The organism is Rhodococcus rhodnii NBRC 100604 (genome assembly GCF_001894925.1).
Lineage (GTDB): Bacteria > Actinomycetota > Actinomycetes > Mycobacteriales > Mycobacteriaceae > Rhodococcus_F > Rhodococcus_F rhodnii.
Genome location: NZ_BCXD01000020.1, coordinates 1 through 19,701, shown reverse-complemented (window position 1 = coordinate 19,701; position 19,701 = coordinate 1). Strand labels below are relative to the sequence as shown.

The following is a 19,701-nucleotide window of genomic DNA, read 5'->3' as shown; positions in this document are numbered from 1 at the left end:
GCGTTTCACGTGAAACGCGGGCCCGAAGTGTTTTTCGGCGACGGTTCGTGAATGATCGGACACCCGCGGGAGTTTCGTCACTGTGACGCGGGTGCGGTGACGCCGTGTGCGAGTTTGTCGGCAGACACACAGGCTTCCGTATGTCCTCCCGACGATGCGACAGATACGCTGAGAGCCGCTGAATGTCGATGGTGTGCAGGAGGATGTTTCACGTGGAACCCGACCAGTCCGAGCCGGACTTCGATCCGATCGCGGCTTCCCGTGAACTCTTCGGTGATCGGTTCGGCCTCGCCGAGAAGTATCACGAATCGCTCGCGCAGGACGGTGTCGAGCGCGGGCTGATCGGGCCGCGCGAGATCCCGCGGCTGTGGGAGCGGCACATCCTCAACTGCGCAGTGATCGCGGAACTCGTCGCCGAGAACGAGAGCGTCGTCGACGTCGGCAGTGGCGCCGGGCTTCCCGGAATTCCCCTCGCGATCGCACGTCCCGACATCCGCGTGACGCTCGTGGAGCCGCTGCTGCGCCGTTCGGTGTACCTCGCCGAGTTCGTCGAGACGAACCAGCTGACCAACGTTCTCGTCGTCCGCGGTCGCGCGGAGGATTCGGGCGTCGTCAAGGAAGCAGGTGGCGCGGACGTCGTGACGTCACGGGCCGTCGCTCCGTTGGCGAAGCTCACGCGGTGGTCGCTGCCGCTCGTGCACGAGCGTGGAAGAATGCTCGCATTGAAGGGCGCGAGTGCAACCGAGGAGATCACACGAGATCGCGCCGCGATGAAGAAGCTCGGTGCCGACGAGATCGATGTCGTCGAGTGCGGCGTCGGCATCCTTCCGGTTCCCACCGTCGTGGTCCGGGCGACCAAGTCGACTCGCACCCGCAGGAGGCAGAACAGATGAGGGGTGTCGTTGTGCACGTTCGAGATGGAGGAGTCGTTCGATGACGGGTGGTCCCGATTCTGTCGTTTCACGTGAAACGCAGTCCGATGCCGAACTGGACGACGACTTCTCGGCGCCGTACTCGAGCCTGTCGGCCGGCGATACTCCGATTGCCGTCGCAGCACATCGCGCGAGCCAGGTGCTCCATCCGACCGGCGCGTCGCTGCCGAAGCCGGCTCACCGCCGGGTCTTCACGATCGCGAACCAGAAGGGCGGCGTCGGCAAGACGACGACCGCGGTGAACCTCGCTTCCGCCCTCGCCGTCCAGGGACTGCGGGTGCTCGTCGTCGACCTCGATCCCCAGGGCAATGCGAGTACGGCTCTCGGTGTCCAGCACACGGCGGGAACGCCGTCGAGCTACGAACTCCTCCTCGGTGAGGTGACCGCAGCAGAGGCCGTTCAGCAGAGTCCGCACAACGAGCGACTGTTCTGCATCCCCGCGACGATCGACCTCGCCGGAGCCGAGATCGAACTCGTCTCGATGGTCGCTCGCGAGGGACGGCTGAAGACTGCGCTGAGCGAAGCGAAGCTCGCCGACATCAACGCGGACTACGTGCTGATCGACTGCCCGCCGTCTCTCGGCCTGCTGACGGTCAACGCGCTCGTCGCCGCCAAGGAAGTTCTGATTCCGATCCAGTGCGAGTACTACGCGCTCGAGGGCGTCGGCCAGTTGCTCCGCAACATCGAACTCGTCCAGTCGCATCTCAACCCCGAGCTTCACGTGTCGACCGTCCTCCTCACGATGTACGACGGCCGGACGAAGCTCGCGGATCAGGTCGCCGAAGAGGTGCGCGCGCACTTCGGGGACACCGTCCTGCGGTCGGTGATTCCACGAAGCGTCAAGGTGTCGGAGGCTCCCGGCTACGGGATGACCGTTCTCGACTACGACCCCGGATCGCGGGGAGCGATGAGTTACATGGACGCCGGTCGCGAGCTCGCCGCTCGGGCCGCTTCGGAGCAGGAGCGCGAGGGATGAGCCAGACACGTAGAGGTGGACTCGGGCGGGGACTCGCCGCGCTGATTCCGACCGGACCCGCAGCAGGGCCCGGGCTCGGGAACGCGGCGGCCGACGTCGTGATCGGCTCGGCGTCGACCGCGGTCGCAACCCCAGCGCAGCCGAAGCAGGACGCCGAGACGACGGAGCAGGAGACGACCGCCGCCGGTTTCACGGGAAACACGAAGGACGGTTTCACGGGAAACAACGACGACGCGACCGCCGCCGAGTCCGGCGCCGAGCAGCTCGTCGATCCCGGCGCCGTCTACCGTGAGATTCCGCTCGGCGACATCGAGCGCAATCCGAAGCAGCCGCGGCAGGTGTTCGACGACGAAGCGCTCGCCGAACTGATCCATTCGATCCGCGAGTTCGGGCTCATGCAGCCGATCGTCGTGCGGACGATCGAGGACGGCCGCTATCAGCTCATCATGGGCGAGCGGCGCTGGCGTGCGAGCAAGGAAGCGGGCCTCGAGAAGATCCCCGCGATCGTCCGGCAGACGGACGACGGCGATCTGCTCCGCGACGCGCTCCTCGAGAACATCCATCGCGTGCAGCTGAACCCGCTCGAAGAGGCCGCGGCGTATCAGCAGTTGCTCGAAGAGTTCGAGGTCACCCACGAGGAACTCGCGACGCGGTTGGGACGCTCGCGCTCCGTCATCACCAACATGATCCGGCTGCTCAAGCTCCCGGTCCCGGTGCAACGGCGGGTCGCTGCGGGAGTGCTCTCCGCCGGCCACGCCCGAGCACTGCTGGCGCTCGACGCCGGGGCGGACGCGCAGGAGGTCATGGCCGCGCGCATCGTTGCCGAGGGGATGTCGGTCCGCGCCACCGAGGAGGCGGTCACGCTCGCCAATCGCGGCGACGCCACCGACCCCACTCCCCCGCGCCGCAAGCCCATCCAGATGCCTGGCCTGCAGGACGTCGCGGAACGCCTGTCCGACTCCTTCGACACCCGAGTGACGGTCAGCCTCGGCAAGCGCAAGGGCAAGATCGTCGTCGAGTTCGGTTCCGTCGACGATCTCCAGCGCATCGTGCAGATGATGGAGACCGGCAAGGGCGAGTCCTGAGTACGGAATCGATCATGGCTCCACACGTTCCGGCCGCGGGAGGACACCGGTGTCCGTCGTGATCGAACCGCTCACCCTCGACAGCGTCGAGAAGCTTCCGCGGCACACCCGCAAGTGCGTGTTCTGGGAGATGGATCCCGGGACTGCCGACGCCGCGAATCTCCTCGACCCGGAGTTCGAGAAGGAAGCGTGGCTGTCGATGGTTCTCCTGGAATGGGGAACGTGCGGACAGCTCGCGACGGTGGGTGGCCGTCCGGCGGGCAGCGCGTTGTACGCGCCGCCCCGGACGGTCCCCCGTGCCGCGTCGTTCCCCACCTCCCCTGTCGGGAGCGACGCCGTGCTCCTCACGAGCATCCGGCTCGAGCCGCTCGCGACCGAGTTCGACATGGCGACGGATCTCGTGCGCGCCGTCGTCACCGATCTGGTCCGCCGTGGAGTGCGCGCGGTCGAAGCGTTCGGTATCCGGCGCGACGGCGTCTCGGGCCCGTCGCGCGTGACGAAGACCCCCTGCGGCGACGAGTACTGCATGATCGACGCCGGCTTCCTCGAGGAGTTCGGGTTCGAGCTCGTCGCGCCCCATGCGCGATACCCGCGGTTCCGCCTCGAACTCGATCGTGACCACGAGTGGAAGACGGACGTCGAGGCGGCGCTCGATCAGCTGCTGCAGTCGGCCGCCCTCGAGATGATCACCGGGGACCAGACGACGTCGGCCGCCCTGCGCTGAGCGCGGGACGACCGACGAGCGGAGCGGAGCCTATTCGGCTGCGGAGAGTTCCTGTGCGAGCAGCTCGGCGAACGAGTAGGTGCCCGTCGGCTGATCGTCCTGTCCGAGCAGATACAGCCGCTTCACGGAGACGAGGATCGCCTCGGCGATGACGTCGCGCATCCGCGGATCGGTGAGGATCGAGATGTCCTTGGTGTTGGTCAGGTAGCCGAGATAGACCTGCACCGTCGGCATCTGGGTCAGCCGCAGCAGATCCCAGGTCCGGCCGTGAGTGCGGCAGTCGAGGAGCGTCGTGCGGGCGACGATCTCACGCTGGATCAGGCCGCTGAGTGCCTGACCGATGGTCGACGTGGAACCGTGCGAGTTGCCGAAGTGGAAGCACGAGACGCCGTTCGCGGCGGGACTGTCGTTCGTGTCGCACCGCAGCGAGATCATGACGTCGGCGTCGAAGGCGTTCGCGCGGGCAGCGCGCTCGGACTCCGAGGGATTCGCGTGCCGGGGACGCGACAGGAAGGTCTCCATGCCGGTCGCGGCCATGCGGCCCTCGAGCCGTGCGGCGAGATCCCACAGGATGTCGGCCTCGGTCGTCTCGCCCTGCTCGGTGCGGAGCACGACGCCGGAGTCTCCTCCACCGAGACCGGGATCGATGAGGATGCGCTTGCCGCTGAGCTGCGGGCCGGAGCGGCGGACGAGCTCCTGCTCGGAGATCGCGTGCGGCGATCCACCCGTCACGCGCGTGCCGAGCAGATCGAGCGCCCGCAGGGTCGCGGGGCCGCAGATGCCGTCGGCGTTGATGCCCGTCTCACGCTGGAACGACGAGAGCGACTCGTGGGTCTGCGGGCCGAAGTACCCGTCGACGCGGCCGACGTAGAACCCGAGGTCCTGCAGCCGGGTCTGGAGCGTCGCGATGTCGTCGCCGAACAGCGGTGCGGACAGCTGGTACGAGAGGGTCCGCGCACCGAGGCGGAACGACGCCTCGCGCAACGACCGGTACGTCGTGGGCCCGACGACGCCGTCGACGAGCAGGCCGCGCTGCTGCTGGAAGGCGCGGACGGCGCTGTCGAGCGCGGCGTCGAAGAGATGGCCGGTGTCGTTCCAGGACGGGGCGCCGACCGCGAGGTCGCCGCCATGGGATTCGACGAACCCGAGCGAGACGAGCGAGCTCCGGATCTCGGCGACGGCCGGGCCGTGATCACCGTGACGGAGTCGGTGCATACTCGAAGCCTCCAGATGTCGGCGGTGGTGAAACGTGCTCCCACCGCGCGGATTACTGCTGGACGATCCACACGAAACGATCGATGTGCCGGGGCGCCGGGCCCCAGGCACATCGATCGATTCTGTCATGCGTCGACCGTCTATGTGGTTCTCGGGGTCACCGCTGCATCACGGATGAGGCAGGTGTTCGGCAACTCCGACGGATCGGTCAGAGGACTCGATCGTGTCGATCAGAGTACTTCGGACAGTTCCTTCAGCAGTGCTGCCTTGCCTTTGGTGCCGACGACGGTGTTGATCGGCTTGCCGTCCTTGAAGAGGATCAGCGTCGGAATCGACATCACCTGGAACTCCCGTGCGGCTTCGGGGTTCTCGTCGATGTCGAGCTTCGCGACCGTCAGTTTCTCGGAGTGCTCACCCGCGATCTCTTCGAGTACCGGGGCGATCATCTTGCACGGGCCGCACCACGTCGCCCAGAAGTCGACGAGAACGGGCTTGTCGCTCGCGAGTACGTCGTCCTTGAACGATGCGTCCGTGATCTTGACGGTGTTCGACACGAATCCTCCTGTGGATGTGCGGGGGTCAGGCAGTGGCTGCGGCGGCGTCGACGGGCTCGCCGGCGGCCTCGACGGTGTTGGGCGAGATGTCGCCGCGGTCGGCGAGCCACCGCTCGGCGTCGATGGCGGCCGAGCATCCGGTGCCCGACGCGGTGATCGCCTGGCGGTATCGATGGTCGACGAGGTCGCCTGCGGCGAAGACGCCGGGGATCGAGGTCGCGGTTGTCGGGTGGGTGACGATGACGTAGCCCTCGTCGTCGAGTTCGACCTGGCCGCGCACGAGCTCGCTGCGGGGATCGTGGCCGATCGCGACGAACATGCCGGTGACGTCGAGCGTCGACTCCTCCCCCGTGACGGTGTTGCGGACGCGCAGACCGGTCATCGCGGTCTCGCCGAGGACCTCGATCGGAGCAGTGTCGGTGAGGATGCGGATCTTCTCGTTCGCCTTCGCGCGCTCGAGCATGATGCGCGATGCGCGGAACTCGTCACGGCGGTGCACGATCGTGACGCTGCGCGCGAACTTGGTGAGGAAGGTCGCTTCCTCCATCGCGGAGTCGCCGCCACCGATGACGGCGATGTCCTGGTCCTTGAAGAAGAAGCCGTCGCACGTGGCACACGCGCTGACGCCGCGGCCGAGGAGCGTCTCCTCGCCGGGGATGCTCAGGTAGCGCGGGGCGCTGCCCATCGCGAGGACGACGGCGTCGGCGTAGTACGTCTCGCCGCCGGCGACGACCTTCTTGACGTCACCCGCGAGGTCGAGTTCCTCGACGTCCTCGGTGCGGATGTCGGCGCCGAACCGCTTGGCCTGCTCGCGCATCTCGTCCATGAGGTCCGGGCCCATGATGCCCTCGCGGAATCCGGGGAAGTTCTCGACCTCGGTCGTCGTCATGAGCGACCCGCCGAACTGGGTGCCCTCGAACAGCAGCGGCTTCAGCTCGGCACGGGCCGAGTAGACACCTGCGGTGTACCCCGCGGGTCCGGATCCGACGATGATGAGGTCGTGGATCGGCGATGGCGTGGTCATCGAAGAAGGTCCCCTTACAGTGTTCGTCGGTGGAGTGTGCTTCGCACGAACGCCTCGTCGGAGTGTCCGATGGGGCGGTGCGCGGCACCACCTGTCGTGGGTCGTCAACACCAGGGTAAGGGGTGTTTGTTCCCGGCGGACCGGCCAGTCAGCCGATGTCCTGCCGCCACAGGACCCCGGCGTGATCCGAAGAACACAGCGTGTCGACGACGAGCGCGGTCAGAGCGCCGGGCGTGGGGCCGGGAGTGAGCAGCGCGACGGCGTCGGTGCCGCGGAAGCGCACGCGCTGCGATCCGAGGACGGGAGTGTCGGGGGCGACGTCGCTCGCGGCGAGGCACGCTCGCAGCACCGCGGGGTCGGCGAACGGGCCGGGGTCGGAGGTACCGGCCAGCGTTGCGAACAGTGCGACGGGTGGGTCGTCGGGCAGTTCGGTGGGTGCGTTCGTGCCCGGGTGAGGATCGGCGAGGATCGCGGACCCCTCTCCCCCGTCCTGGACGCCGCCGCGGACCGAGACGACCATGACGAGTCCGATCGCGACTGCTGCCGCCGCGGCGAGGGCGGACGCGGCGGTGGCGAACCTCCGGCGGCGGCGCAGTGGTGTGACCGTGCTGTCGGTGTCGGGGGTCTCGGTGTGTGCGACGGCCCGCTCGGCTGCCAGCGCCGCGAGGATGTCGTGTTCCACGTGAAACGGGATCGGCGTCTGTGCCGACTCGTCCTCGCCGATCCGCCGGAGTTCGGCGCGCAGGGCATCGATCTGCTGCTCGGTGGGGCCGGGCTCGTGCTGATCGGACTCGTGCGGCTCGGGTCGGTCGCGTGGTGGCGGTGTCATCGCGTTCCCCTTCCCGGCTCGGGCGTCCCGGGTCCGTGTGTGGCGGTCCGGGGAGCGCGGCGCTCGTCGTGCGGCTGCACTCTCTTGGTTCGACGCAGCAGGCCCCGTGCCGGTTCCCGCGTCGTACGTTCGGGTTCTCGTTGCGGCGGGGGCTCGGTCTCGTCGCCGCGGAGGTGGCCGAGCGACACCACGAGTCGCTTGCGTCCGCGCGCGCACCGGCTCTTGATGGTGCCCTCCGGGACGCCGAGGCGTGCGGCAGCCTCGCTCGTCGAGAACCCTTCGAGGTCGACGGCGACGATCGCGGCACGCTGCTCGGGCGGCAGTTCCGCAAGCGCGTGCTCGACGCGATCCGAAGCTCGGTGTCGGACATGTGATCTCGGAGCACAGGAACGACGACGTCGTCCAGGGGGACGGCGGCGACGGGGCGCGCCTTGTTGCGGCGGATGCGGTCGAGGCACGAGTTGACGACGATGCGATGCAGCCAGGTCCGGATCGAGCAGTCGCCGCGGAACGAGGCCGCGGACCGGCACGCGGAGAGCATCGCGTCCTGGAGGCACTCGGCGGCGTCGTCGGGGTTGTAGCTCGTGCGGAGCGCGACGTGCCAGAGGTGATTGCGATGTCGAAGGAACAACTGCCCGAAGGCATCCGGGTCTCCCGCGAGGTGGGCGCGCAGCAGTACGTCGTCGGCCGGGTCGGCGAGGGGCTCGACCGGCGACGTCGGTGCGGTCTCCCCCCGCTCGCTCGCCACGCCGCGGATCGTAGCCCACCGTGCGGCGCGGCGCCGCCGTCGACCTCGCGGTGCGGCGAGACGGCCCGGTCAGCCCGCGGCGCGGACCGAGACGTCGGCGATGCGGGTCTGGTTGTTGCCGTCCTCGGTGCTCAGGCGGGTGATCCACACGAGCACGTTCTGGGTGGGGGCGTCGTCGGTGATCGCGATGTCGGTGACACCGTCCGTGAGGTTGGCGGTTCCGATGACCTGGGTCTGTGCGAGCGGGGCGTCGGGCGACGGAGCCGACCGGATCTCGACCTGCGTCCCGGGGCTGGGCGAGGTGATGGCGACCTGGCCGACGCGGGTGGCGTCGGGCAGCGACACCATGAGGCCGACGCCGTTCTTCAGTGCCGGGAACTGCTGGAAGTACACGTCGGTGCTCCACAGCGTGGCCGGGTCGCCGTCGATCGCGTTCGAGGCCGTCGCGGCGCTGTCGGGTGTGCCCTGCGGCGAGTAGACGGTGACGCCGGCGGGGGCGACGGGTGTGGCGGCAGGCGGCGGTGGCGGCGCGGGTTCGCCGCCCTGCTCCTGGGCGGGCGGGGTGGCCTCGGAGGTCAGCCCGAACTCCTGCTGATCGAGCGGGGCGTCGGAGTTGCTGCCGCCCAGGAAGTTCGACAGCCACACCGCGAGCAGGACGAGGACGATGACGGTGACGGTGCCGAGCAGGCCCAGCACGAGCAGCATCCGGTTCGTCTTCTTCTTCTGCTGCGCGACGGCTTCCGGGTCCGAGAGCGATTCGGTGGCCTGAGCGCGCTGACCGATCCGCAGTGCGGGGATCAGTTCGGTCTTGTCGTTGACGACGGTCGCCTGATCGAGGATGTGGGCAACCGTTGCCGCGGTGCGGATTCCACCGTTGGCCTCGAGCGCGCGCTGTGCGACGGCCGAGATCTCGAAGGGCACCTCGGGGCGGACGGCACGCGGGCTGAGCAGCGCGCCGCTCGCGTCGCGGTCCGCGCGGCGAAGCCCGCCGACCGTCGCCGGAGGCTTGCCGCCGGGTGGGGTGCCGGGGTCGTCGAGCGGCCAGCGGGCGGTGATGAGTGCGTAGAGCATCGCACCGAGACCGCGGACGTCGGACGTCGCGTCGGCGTCCGCGAGCGTGCCCGGGAAGGCGAGCACGGCGTCGCCGTTGATGCTGATGCGCACGCGATCGGGATGGTCGATCGACAGCGCGCCGCCTGCGCGGTGGGCCGTCTCGGCGGCCTGCGCGAGAGCGCTGATCGCACGTGCGGCACCGATGGGAGACGGTGTGGTGTCGGCCATCTCGCGCAGCGAGCGTCCTGGCGTCCACTCGGCGACGACGATTCCGCCCGAGCTGCCGCGGACGACGTCGAGAACACGGGCGAGGCCCGGCGAGTTGATGCGCCCGAGGCGGAGCGTCCGGGACAGGATCGCCTGTGGCCCTTCTGATCCCGTAGCGGACGAACGCTGATCGGCGTCGACGAAGGTCAGCGCGACCTCGCGGTCGAGCTTGACGTCGAGTGCCTGCCAGTACTGCAGACCGCGCGAGCCGCCGTGCGGGGTGAGCAGCCGGTAGCGGCCTCCCGCGACGGATGCGCCCGGAATGAGCTTGGGGCCACGGGGAGTCGACCGGGGCGCGGGTGCGCCGGCGGGCGGCGTGGGTGCGTCGGACTCGGCGGCTGCGGAGTCCGTGCCGCCCGGTGCGGCAGGCGTGGCCTCGGTCGGTGCACCGGAATCGCTTGTCGTATCGGCGCGCTCGTGCGGCACGGCGGTGGTGGGGGTGTCGGTGGCGCCGGTGTCGTCGCTGCGTTCCGGCCGGCCGGCCTCGGGTGACTGCCCGGACGGCGTGGCAGGACCCCTGTCCGCGGTCCCGGTCCCCGACGCTCCCGTGCGTGAACCACGATCCTCGTCGCTCACCCTCACTCCTTCACGCTCGAAACGGTCGATCCGATCGGTCCCCGCCTGTGGCGTCACATCCGCGCGCACGTGAGGCACGGGCTGCCCGGGCGCCGTCGTGTCGCGTCCAGGGTACGGGACATTCCTCGGGGGCTCGCCGTGATGATGCGGTTCTCGCACGTCACGGTGGTGCGGGGGTTGTGGTGTGTCCCGCACGACGGGGAGCAGGATCGTCGCGGCGTCCGAGAAGCTGTCGTGGTGACGCTCCGGCGGGGTGGCCGCGACGACCTCGGCCGGTGCGGCGTCGTCGATCGCGTCGGGTTCGTCGCCACCGCGCCTGCCACGGAGCCTGCGGGTGAGCGCGACCTGTACCGAGACGACCTCGGGGATCTTCGCGAGCAGCAGGATCGTGAACGTCACGATCAGCAGCAGGATGCCGCCCAGCGCGACGCGAGTGAACGAACCCAGTGCACCGAGGGATCCGGTGAGCCGCTCGAGCCCGACGAGGCGGTCGAACCCGAGGCTCGCTGCGCCGCCCGCGAGCGAGGCCACGACGACGACCCACACGGTGCGGCCGACGTTCGCCATCTGCAGATTGCCGAGGCTGCGGTGCAGCAGCCAGCCGCCGATCACGGCGCCCGCGATGTAGCCGAGACCGTTCGCGGCGCCGAGCAGCAGGACGACCTGCTGATCGTCGCGGGCGACGAACGGCGCCAGCATCGACAGCACGATCTTGACGGACGTGATGCCGAGGACGATCCACGTCGGCGTCCATGCCTGTTCTCGCGCGTAGAAGACGCGAAGGTGAATGAGGACGAGCGAGTACGGGATCAGCGTGAACGCCGAGAAGCTCACGGCGAGACCGAGCCGCTGCGCGTCGCCGGAACCGAAGTTGCCGTAGCCGTAGAGCGCCTCGCCGACCTGCGGTCCCGCGATCGTCAGGAAGGTGACGATGGGGATCAGCGCGATCATCGTGAGGCGCGTCGACACCGAGAGGTCGTCGACGACGGCGGGCGTGTCCTCGGCTGCGGCGTTGCGGCTGAGCCGCGGCATGATCGCGGTGAGGACGGTGACGCCGAGGACGCCGTACGGCAGCTGCAGCAGCAGCCACGCGTTGTTGTAGATGACGGGTCCGGCCTCGTCGTAGTGCGCCGAGACGCGGGTCGCGACGAGAAAGCCGATCTGGCTGATCGCGACGTAGAGCACGATCGCGACGGCCATGCCGCCGAACTGCTTGAGGCGGTCGTCGAAACCCCACAGCGGACGCAGCGAGACCCCGGCGCGGCGGATCGCGGGCAGCAGGCTGCACGCCTGGACGACGACGCCCAAGGTGACGCCGAGCCCGAGGACGAGGAGTTTGGGTTCGCCCATGCGGACGGGGTCGAGGCTGATCTCGCCGGGCATCGCCCAGAAGATCGCGAGCACGACGAGGACGACGACGTTGTTGAGGACGGGAGCCCATGCGCCGGGTTTGAAGATCTGGCGCGTGTTGAGGATCGCGGTGAACAGCGCCGAGAGCCCGTAGAAGAGGATCGCGGGCAGCAGCATGTAGATGAGTGCCGTGGTGAGCGGGGTGCTCACCTGCCCGTCGGATCCGACGAACAACCGCGCGAGCAGGGGTGCGGCGGCGGTCGCGAGGAGTGCGGCGCCGCCGAGCAGACACAGGCTCGCCGTGAACAGGCGGCGGACGAACGCTTCGCCGCGATCGGGGTCCTCGCGTTCGGCGCGGACGAGGACGGGGACGACGATCGCCGTGAGCACCGCGCCGAGCACGAACTCGGAGATCATGTTCGGGATCTGGGCGGCGACGGTGTAGGCGCTGGCGACGGCGGCGCCGAGCGTCGTCACGAGCAGCAGCTGTTTCGCGAAGCCGGTGATGCGCGAGACGAGCGTCGCGAAGGCGATGGATCCGGTCGAGGCCAGCAGCCGCGAGTTCGAGTTGCGGTCGTCGTCGGGTGCCTCGCCGGTGCTCGGCTGCTCGTCGAGCGGCGTGACCTCGGAGTCGGGTACCGGCGGCGGGTCCTGCGGGAGGCGGACGGCCGCGAACTGCACCGTCGGCGCGTCGTCCCAGCGCATCTCGGGGCCGCGATAGGGCATGTCCCAGTCGCGGCGGGGAGCGGGCCTGCGCTGGGCGGGCATGGGACGACGCGGCGACGTCGGTTCCTGCGGCAGCGGCCCGACCTTCTCGCGGTTCTCGCGCGGGCGCTCGGGTGGTCCGGACGGCCGGCCGGTGCCGGGCCGGTGTCCGCGCGGCGGCATGTTGCGGGTCATGTCCGCCCTCGTCCTTCGTCCTGGCGTTCGTCGCCGTCACGTTCCCGGTCGCTGGTCACGCCTTCCCCGTCCTCGTACCCAGGCCGCTCGTCCGGGGCGAGTGCGTCGTCCGCCGGATCGGGCTGGCCACGGAAACGATGCCACAACCGGCGGCCGGCGAGGAACAGAAGCAGCGCACCCGCGCATGCCGTCACGATGGCGAGCGCCTGCCCGTAGGCGTTGGATCGCACGGTGACGCTGATCGGTTCGCCGAAGCGGCGACCTTCGTCACTCGTGAGCGCGAACTGCACGACGAGCTTGCGGGAGTCGTCGATGCGCGCGGGCACGGTGAGGGTGCGGCTGCCGCGTGGGGGCAGCGCGGTCGCGCCGACGTCGGTGATGTCGACGCCGTCGGGGGCCTGGACGTCGAGCCGGACGGTGACGCCGATCGGCAGGTCGTTGCGGGCGACGAGCAGCAGCGGGCTCTGTTCGGACGCGAGGGTGTAGACGCCGCCGGGCGAGACGACGGAGACCGAGTTGTAGAGGGCGTCGACGGTCGTCGCCACCTCGTTGACGCGGGTCGTGGCAGCGGTCTCGGCGCGGGACGGGTCGTCGCCGCGGCGTTGCGCGAGGGTCAGCGACCGGACGAGGTCGCCGCGCAGCGGTGCGAGGAAGAGCGTGGGTGTCAGCGGCGACGACGGGTCGGTGACGAGGCTCGCGCCGAGCGAGTCGATGCGCGGGAGCTGGTCGGCGACGGCGGCGCGGACGTGCTCGGGCACGCCGTCCGAGACCGACTGTTCCGGTGCGGAGAGGGCGCGCGGGGGTGGGGCCGGATCCTGCGTACGGGTGAGATCGGCGAGGGGGCGCGGCGTCGCGGCCCCGGAACGGAACAGCCCCGTCACGGAGTTCAGGATCGCCGACGCCTCGTCGGGACCGGCCGACCAGAGCTGCGGCGGTGCGATCACCGCCGACCGTCCGTCCGGGGCGTCGGGACGGACGGAGGACCACAGCACCGCGCCGAGGGCGTCCTGCAGCCGTGCCGTCTCGGAGTCGGAGGCGAGGTCGTAGCGGACGGACGACGGCACGTACGACGGCGTCTGGGGGTCGGATCCGACGGCGGCGAGTGCGGCGCCGACCGCGGGATCGAAGAGCACGGCGTCGAGCGGCTCGGGGTCGTCGGGCGTCGGGCCCGCGATGCGGGCGATCGGTGCCTCACCCGGCGTGTCGACGGCGGTCGATGCGAGCAGCGACGTCGTCGCGCCGGCGCCGCGGACGAGGTCGGCTGCGGCGGGGGTGAGCGTTCCGGAGTCGGGCCAGGTCGTCCCGCGCTGCGACGTGATCCCGAGGATCCGGTCGACGACGTCGGCGGGCTCGTTCAGCGCGATCGACGTCAGCGTCGGGTCGTCGATGGTCGCGAGCGCCGACAGATCGGCCTGGGCGCGGGGCAGCGCGACGACGCACATCTGTCCTGCGACGGTGCGGAGCCGCTCGAGCCACTCCGTCGCGGCGGGTGTGCCCGTCCCCTCGGTCGCGGCGCCGTCGGGTTCGCCGGCGTCGTCGACGACGAGATAGCGGGTCGTCATGGCCTCGACGGTGGCGAGGAGGTCGGGGTCGATCGCGAGGCACGTGCTGTCGCGGAGTTGCCGGTCCCATGCCCCGCGAGATCGGGCGGGGTCGGTGGCCTCGATCGCCGCGAGCAGTCCGTCGAGGCGTCCGCCGTCGGCCAGCGAGTCGGCGAGGTCGTCGCGCAGCAGCCGGACGGGATCGGTGAGCGAGCCGGGGACGCCGGCGGCCAGCGACGGCGGCGCGGCGAGCGGCCACAGCAGAGTCGTCGCGACGGGTGGCGCGGGGGCGGCGTCGGGGCGTTCCCCGGGCACTCCCGTGACCGGCAGCAGGAAGCGGGCGTCGTCGAGCCGCGCCGCGCCGCCGTACGCGGGGGTTCCGTTGACGTTGACGAGCAGCGGATACACGCCCGGTTCGGTGATGCCGAGCGAGTAGTCGGTCTCGGAGTCGAGCGGGAGCGAGAGCGAGAAGTTCTCGCTCTGGCCGCGGTCGAGCCTGTCGGTGAGCGTCTCGAAGAGCCCGACGGTGTCGAAGCTCGACTGATCGAGGGTGAGCGACGACCGCAGCTCCGACGACTCCGTGACGCCCGCCGCCCGCTGCAACCGCACCGCGACGTCCTCGACGACGCGGTCGCCGATGTTGCGCACGCTGCCGGTGACGGTGACGGTGCGTTCGCTGCCCGTCGTGACGATGCTCGGTGTGACGGTGTCGATGCTGAGCCGCAGGAACTGCGAGCGGGTCTGTTGCGACGACTGGGTGTGGGACGGCGCCGCGGTGGCCTCGGTGGGGACGGCGAGTCCCGGTGCGACGGCGGCGCACGTCACGAGCACGACGAGCAGCGCCCAGGCCGCGGCCCGTCCGATCACGCGACTCATCCGCGGCGCGGCTCGTGCTCGAGTGGCGTCGAGTCGGGCGTCCGGGTGTTCGCGGTCCGGGCTGCGGGGACCCCGAGGTCGGCCTGCAGCGACGTGATGAGGTCCTCCGCGATGCGCGCGAGCTTGCGTTCGTCGGCGTAGGCGAGGCGGGAGTCGAGCTCGTCGAGCGGGACCCACGCGACCTCGGTGACCTCGACGTCCTCGTCGGAGAGTTCGCCGCCCGTCGCGCGCAGCAGGAAATGGTGCACGGTTTTGTGAACGCGCTTGCTCTCGGCGACGAACCAGTAGTCGATGGTGCCGAGCGGAGCGAGGACGACGCCGTCGATGCCCGTCTCCTCCTTGACCTCGCGCACCGCGGTCTGCGCGGAGGTCTCCCCCGCTTCGATGTGACCCTTGGGCATCGACCAGAGCAGCCGGCCGCGGCGATCGGTGCGGCCGATGAGGGCCGCGCGCTGGCCGCTGCGGGGGCCGTCGAGACCCGAGACGACGAGGCCGCCCGCGGACGTCTCGCGGACGGTACGCAGCGCGGGGCCGCCCTTCTTCCCTCCGCGTCCGCGCCTGCCCGTGCGGGCGCGCGGGGCGTCGCCACCCTGTTTCCGTGGCGCGTCGGCGCCCTGCTTCCGTGGTGGCGCGTCGCCCCCCAGTTTCTTGGGGTGCTGCTTCTTCTGGCTCTGCTGTGGCGGCGGGTTCTTGCGGTCCGCGCCGGCGGTGCCGGCCGGGTTCGCGTCGGCGGGGCGGGCGTCCGGGCGGGGGGTGTCGGGGGCCTGCGTGTCGGGTTGCGCGGCGTCCGGTCTGCGCCCACCACTGCGTCGCCGGCCGGAGCGGCGGCGGCGATGGGGGCGGTCTGCGGACGTCACGATTTCGATACTAGTGAACGGCGTGCGTCCGGCTCGTGACCGACGCAGGAGCGCTCGCGGTGCGACGGTGTGGCCCCGTCGTTTCGTGGCGTCGGTAAGCTTCGCTCACGTGAACGCCCCCAGCCGTGACCCCGAGGCAGGCGCCCCCGACGAGCGCCGCAGCCGGCTGCTCGCGGGTGCGGCGACGACACTCGCGGAGCTCTCCGACGTCCTCACGCCACTCGCCGATCGGTTCGCCGAGGCGGGTCACGAGTTGTATCTGGTCGGCGGCAGTGTCCGGGACGCCGTGCTGGGCAGGTTGGGCGCGGACCTCGACTTCACGACGGATGCGCGGCCCGAGCAGGTGCAGGGACTGTTGCGCGGCTGGGTCGACGCACTGTGGGACACCGGGATCGAGTTCGGGACGGTGAGCGCCGTCAAGCGTGGCGAGACGCCCGATGCGCCGGAGCACCAGATCGAGATCACGACGTTCCGGGCGGATGCGTACGACAGGGTCGGGCGCAATCCGGTCGTGCGGTTCGGCGATTCCCTGGGCGGCGATCTGGTCCGGCGGGACTTCACGGTGAACGCGATGGCCGTGCGGCTGGGGCGGGGCGGTGCGCTCGAGTTCACCGATCCGCTCGGCGGCATGGACGCGCTTCTGGAGGGTGTCCTCGACACTCCGGCGACGCCGCAGGAGTCGTTCGCCGACGATCCGCTGCGGATGTTGCGGGCGGCGCGGTTCGTCTCGCAGCTGGGTTTCGCGCTCGCGCCGCGGGTCCGTGACGCGATCGCCGACATGGCGAACGAGATCACCCGTATCACCGCGGAGCGGGTGCAGGCAGAACTCGACAAGCTGATGCTGGGCGAGCATCCGCTCGAGGGGATCGACGTCATGGTCGACACGGGCCTCGCCGAGCGCGTGATCCCCGAGATCCCGGCGATGAAGCTCGAGATCGACGAGCACCACCAGCACAAGGACGTCTACCGGCATTCGCTCACCGTCCTGAAGCAGGCGATCGACCTCGAGGACGGAGATCCCGACCTCGTCCTGCGGTGGGCCGCGCTGCTCCACGACATCGGCAAGCCCGACACCAAGCGCAACGAGGCGGGCGGGGGCGTCAGCTTCCATCACCACGAGGTGGTCGGCGCGAAGATGACGCGCAAGCGCATGCGCGCCCTCAAGTACTCGAAGCAGATGGTCGACGACGTCTCGCAGCTCGTGTTCCTGCATCTGCGGTTCCACGGGTACGGCGAAGGGCGGTGGACCGATTCCGCGGTGCGCCGGTACGTGACGGACGCCGGCCCCCTGCTGCCGCGGCTGAACAAGCTCGTGCGCGCGGACTGCACCACCCGCAACAAGCGTCGTGCCGCGGCGCTGCGGGCGAGCTACGACGACCTCGAGCAGCGGATCGACGCCATCGCGGCGAAGGAGGACCTCGCCCGCGTCCGCCCCGATCTCGACGGCAACGAGATCATGCGCGTCCTCGACCTGCCGCCCGGCCCCGACGTCGGGCGGGCGTGGAAGTACCTCAAGGAACTCCGGCTCGACCGCGGCCCGCTCGACTACGACGACGCCGTCGCCGAACTGAAGGCGTGGTGGGCGGCGCAGCACTGACACTGCCCGACCGAACGGGAATGGGCTCCAACTGAACGGGAACGGCCACCTCTCGGCTGCTGTGCGCTTCTAGCGTGTCGTAACGGCGACGTCGGCGCGCGGCGCGGCCGTCGCGACGTGCTCAATGCGGGCCACCTTCTCGGACACCACTTCTTGCGCGGTGTGGTGGTCCACATGTCGGCAGGCATACGCGGACACCCGCCCGACGTAGTCGCCCCACAATGAGGTGAACCGCACGACATCCCCCAGTGCCGGTGAACCCGGCCGTTCCGGCCTTCGCCCCAAACGACAGGCGCCGACCGGCGGAGCTCGCCGCGAGCCGTGCGGGCACGTCCGAAGAGCGTCGGATGTGTCTCAGCCGACCTCGTCCCGATGCAGATACGCGAGCACGGCCAGCACCCGACGATTCGTGTCGTCGGTCGGCGGCAGCATCAGTTTGTTGAAGATATTGCCGACATGCTTGCCCACCGCCGATTCGGTGATGAACAACTGCGCGGCGATCGCTGCATTCGAATGCCCCTCCGCGATCGAGGCGAGCACCTCGCGTTCACGCGGCGACAGCTGCGCCAACGGATCCCGCCGTCGACGGAACAACTGCTGTATGACCATCGGGTCGATCACGGTACCGCCGGCAACCACCTGACGCAGAGTGGAGACGAAGTCCTCTACATCGACGACGCGATCCTTCAGCAGATACCCCACCCGGCCCCCTTCCGCCCCCATGAGTTCGTCGGCGTAACTCAATTCGACATACTGGCTCAGCGCGACCACGGCAAGCCCGGGATAGGTTCGTCGCAGCGCCACCGCTGCGCGCAATCCCTCGTCGGTGAAACCGGGGGGCATCCGCACGTCGGTCACGACCAGATCCGGACGGTGCTCGGCGACAGCCGATTCCAGTTCCACGGCATCGGGGACCGCGGCCACGACCTCGAACCCGAATCGTTCGAGCATCGCGGCGAGGCTTTCGCGCAGCAGTGCACCGCCCTCGGCGAGGACCACTCGCACGGCAGTCAGCTCTCGATCCACGGCAACTCCACACGGACAACGGTGGGCCCGCCAGGCGGGCTGGACAGCAGCATTCTCCCGTCGACCGCCGCGACCCGGTCGGCCAGGCCCGTCAGACCGCTCCCCCGCTGCGGATCCGCGCCGCCGCAGCCGTCGTCCACGACCTCGACGACCAGAACCTCCCGGTCGCGTCGGACAGCCACGTCGACGACCGTCGCATCCGCATGTTTGGCGACGTTGTTGAGCGCCTCGACCACCACGAAGTACGCCGCGACCTCGACATCCGGGGCGGGGCGGGACGGGAGGTCCGCGGCGACACCGACCGGGGCCACGAAGTCTTCGGTCAGTGCACGCAACGCGTAGGGCAGGCCACGGTCGGTGAGGACCCGGGGGTGGATTCCCCGAATGAGTTGCCGCAGTTCTGCCATCAGTTCCTTGGCCTGATCATGCGCCTGCGACACGCTTTTCGCGGCCGCGGAATCCGGCGGGAGGTCGAGTTTGGCCATACCCAACTGCAAAGTGAGGTTGACGAGCAGCGACTGCGCGCCGTCGTGCAGGTCCCGCTCGATCCTGCGGCGTTCCGCCTCGAAAGAATCGACCAGGCGGGCCCGGGACCGGGACACCTCCACGAGTCGTGCGCGAAGGGCGTCCGGGTCGTCGCCGCACAACAGCGACCGGGCGAGCGCGCCGTGCAGGCCCGCGATGAGAGCACTCACGTACGGAATCGCCGGCAGCAGGAGCAGACCCGCGATCGCGTACGGGACGGCCTGGTCGACCGACGTGATCTGACTGAAACCGAGCGCCACTGCCTCGTCGCCGTCACGCACCAGCAGAGGGCTCACCACCATCACCACGATGAGCCCGACGATCACCGCACCCGAGAGCCACAAGGCGGGCACCAGAGTGAGCAGCAGGAACGTGTAGCCGAGTTCCCGCCATGTCGCGGCCTCGGTGTAGCGGGTGCGCACCCACGCCCACAGGCCCGCTGCCGGAGGGCAACAGTGGGCCGAGAGCGCCCGGTCGCGGCTCACCAGGCGCAGGCGCGTTCGTTCCAGGGCCGCCAGCGGTATCGCCACCAACGGACCGAGCCCGAACATCAGCACTGCGCCGAGGACGCCGAGGAACAGCACTCTGCCGAGCGGTTGTGGATACATGCCGCCACCGGCCCATACGGCCAGCACGAGCCACGGGACGCAGAACGCTGTGAATGGCAACGCGACCACGCACACCACCGGGACAGTGGTCAGCACATGACCCAGCGACCGCCACGGCCACCCGGTCAGTAGGAAGCGCCGCTGTGTGATCGCGGTGAGCACCGTTGTCGGTTCATCGGAGGACACCGAGTGAGCCTATCGACGCGGCCGCTGCGTCAGGATGAGGCGGAGTACAGCCGAAAGGTGGTGCTGACACCACCTTCGATCGGCCGCGTGGACCCAGTGACCGCACCACCGATCGAATGGTCAGCTGAAGTCATGCAACTCGAGCTGAACCGCGTCACCAAGACCTATCGGGATAGACAGGCCGTCGCCGACGTCAGCCTGCGGATCGGGCCCGGGGTGCTCGGTCTCCTCGGCCCCAACGGCGCCGGTAAC

Annotated in this window: 14 protein-coding genes and 2 pseudogenes; 6 read left to right on the top strand and 10 right to left on the bottom strand. The window is 69.9% G+C overall.

The features are described from left to right. Positions 1-203: 203 nt before the first annotated feature. Genes rsmG through RR1_RS15185 form a run of 4 tightly spaced genes read left to right on the top strand, consistent with a single transcriptional unit; the run spans position 204 to position 3,717 of the window. A complete protein-coding gene (rsmG, locus tag RR1_RS15200; RefSeq protein WP_040774074.1) occupies positions 204-893 on the top strand; it encodes a 16S rRNA (guanine(527)-N(7))-methyltransferase RsmG in 690 nt (229 codons plus the stop codon). A gap of 40 nt (positions 894-933) precedes the next feature. Then, positions 934-1,908: a ParA family protein gene (locus tag RR1_RS15195; protein WP_010838980.1), complete on the top strand. Its 975-nt coding sequence runs from the start codon at positions 934-936 to the stop codon at positions 1,906-1,908. Then, on the top strand, positions 1,905-2,993 hold the full coding sequence (locus RR1_RS15190) for a ParB/RepB/Spo0J family partition protein (protein ID WP_010838979.1): 1,089 nt from the start codon (positions 1,905-1,907) through the stop codon (positions 2,991-2,993). Before RR1_RS15195 ends, RR1_RS15190 begins: the two co-directional genes overlap by 4 nt. 49 nt (positions 2,994-3,042) lie before the next feature. Further along, positions 3,043-3,717, top strand: a complete 675-nt coding sequence (locus RR1_RS15185) for a hypothetical protein (RefSeq protein WP_010838978.1) — start codon at positions 3,043-3,045, stop codon at positions 3,715-3,717. Between the two features lie 30 nt (positions 3,718-3,747). On the opposite strand, the gene RR1_RS15180 is transcribed toward RR1_RS15185, so the two are convergent. The 8 genes and pseudogenes from RR1_RS15180 to RR1_RS21660 form a co-directional block, all read right to left on the bottom strand. After that, positions 3,748-4,932: an N-acetylmuramoyl-L-alanine amidase gene (locus RR1_RS15180; RefSeq protein ID WP_010838977.1), complete on the bottom strand. Its 1,185-nt coding sequence runs from the start codon at positions 4,930-4,932 to the stop codon at positions 3,748-3,750. Positions 4,933-5,162: 230 nt separating this feature from the next. Further along, entirely contained in the window at positions 5,163-5,486 is a 324-nt protein-coding gene (gene trxA / locus RR1_RS15175) for a thioredoxin (protein ID WP_010838976.1), read from the bottom strand. 25 nt (positions 5,487-5,511) lie between these two features. Beyond that, entirely contained in the window at positions 5,512-6,510 is a 999-nt protein-coding gene (trxB, locus tag RR1_RS15170) for a thioredoxin-disulfide reductase (protein WP_010838975.1), read from the bottom strand. A gap of 148 nt (positions 6,511-6,658) precedes the next feature. Further along, positions 6,659-7,339 (bottom strand): RsmA family anti-sigma factor, encoded by a 681-nt coding sequence (locus RR1_RS15165; protein WP_010838974.1) that lies wholly within the window; start codon positions 7,337-7,339, stop codon positions 6,659-6,661. Between the two features lie 167 nt (positions 7,340-7,506). Beyond that, positions 7,507-8,015 (bottom strand): annotated as a pseudogene (sigM, locus tag RR1_RS21665) (RNA polymerase sigma factor SigM); the annotation flags it as partial. Between the two features lie 141 nt (positions 8,016-8,156). Next, positions 8,157-12,014 carry a murein biosynthesis integral membrane protein MurJ gene (gene murJ / locus RR1_RS15150; RefSeq protein WP_040774093.1) on the bottom strand — a complete coding sequence of 1,286 codons (3,858 nt, stop codon included), beginning with the start codon at positions 12,012-12,014 and terminating at the stop codon, positions 8,157-8,159. Between the two features lie 215 nt (positions 12,015-12,229). After that, positions 12,230-14,650 (bottom strand): DUF6049 family protein, encoded by a 2,421-nt coding sequence (locus tag RR1_RS15145; protein WP_040774069.1) that lies wholly within the window; start codon positions 14,648-14,650, stop codon positions 12,230-12,232. Beyond that, entirely contained in the window at positions 14,647-15,507 is an 861-nt protein-coding gene (locus tag RR1_RS21660; RefSeq protein WP_010838970.1) for an NUDIX hydrolase, read from the bottom strand. Before RR1_RS21660 ends, RR1_RS15145 begins: the two co-directional genes overlap by 4 nt. A gap of 109 nt (positions 15,508-15,616) precedes the next feature. On the opposite strand from RR1_RS21660, the gene RR1_RS15135 reads away from it, so the two are divergent. Beyond that, complete coding sequence (locus RR1_RS15135; protein ID WP_010838968.1) at positions 15,617-17,104, top strand: CCA tRNA nucleotidyltransferase; 1,488 nt, start codon at positions 15,617-15,619, stop codon at positions 17,102-17,104. A 354-nt stretch (positions 17,105-17,458) separates the two neighbouring features. Here the strand turns inward: RR1_RS15135 and RR1_RS15130 are convergent, their stop codons facing one another. Together RR1_RS15130 and RR1_RS15125 are read right to left on the bottom strand one after the other, a co-directional pair. Beyond that, positions 17,459-18,130, bottom strand: coding sequence for a response regulator transcription factor (locus tag RR1_RS15130; protein ID WP_255312196.1), 672 nt, complete (start codon positions 18,128-18,130; stop codon positions 17,459-17,461). Then, on the bottom strand, positions 18,115-19,449 hold the full coding sequence (locus RR1_RS15125; RefSeq protein WP_010838965.1) for a sensor histidine kinase: 1,335 nt from the start codon (positions 19,447-19,449) through the stop codon (positions 18,115-18,117). Before RR1_RS15125 ends, RR1_RS15130 begins: the two co-directional genes overlap by 16 nt. 3 nt (positions 19,450-19,452) lie before the next feature. On the opposite strand from RR1_RS15125, the pseudogene RR1_RS22545 reads away from it, so the two are divergent. Further along, positions 19,453-19,701 (top strand): annotated as a pseudogene (locus tag RR1_RS22545) (hypothetical protein); the annotation flags it as partial.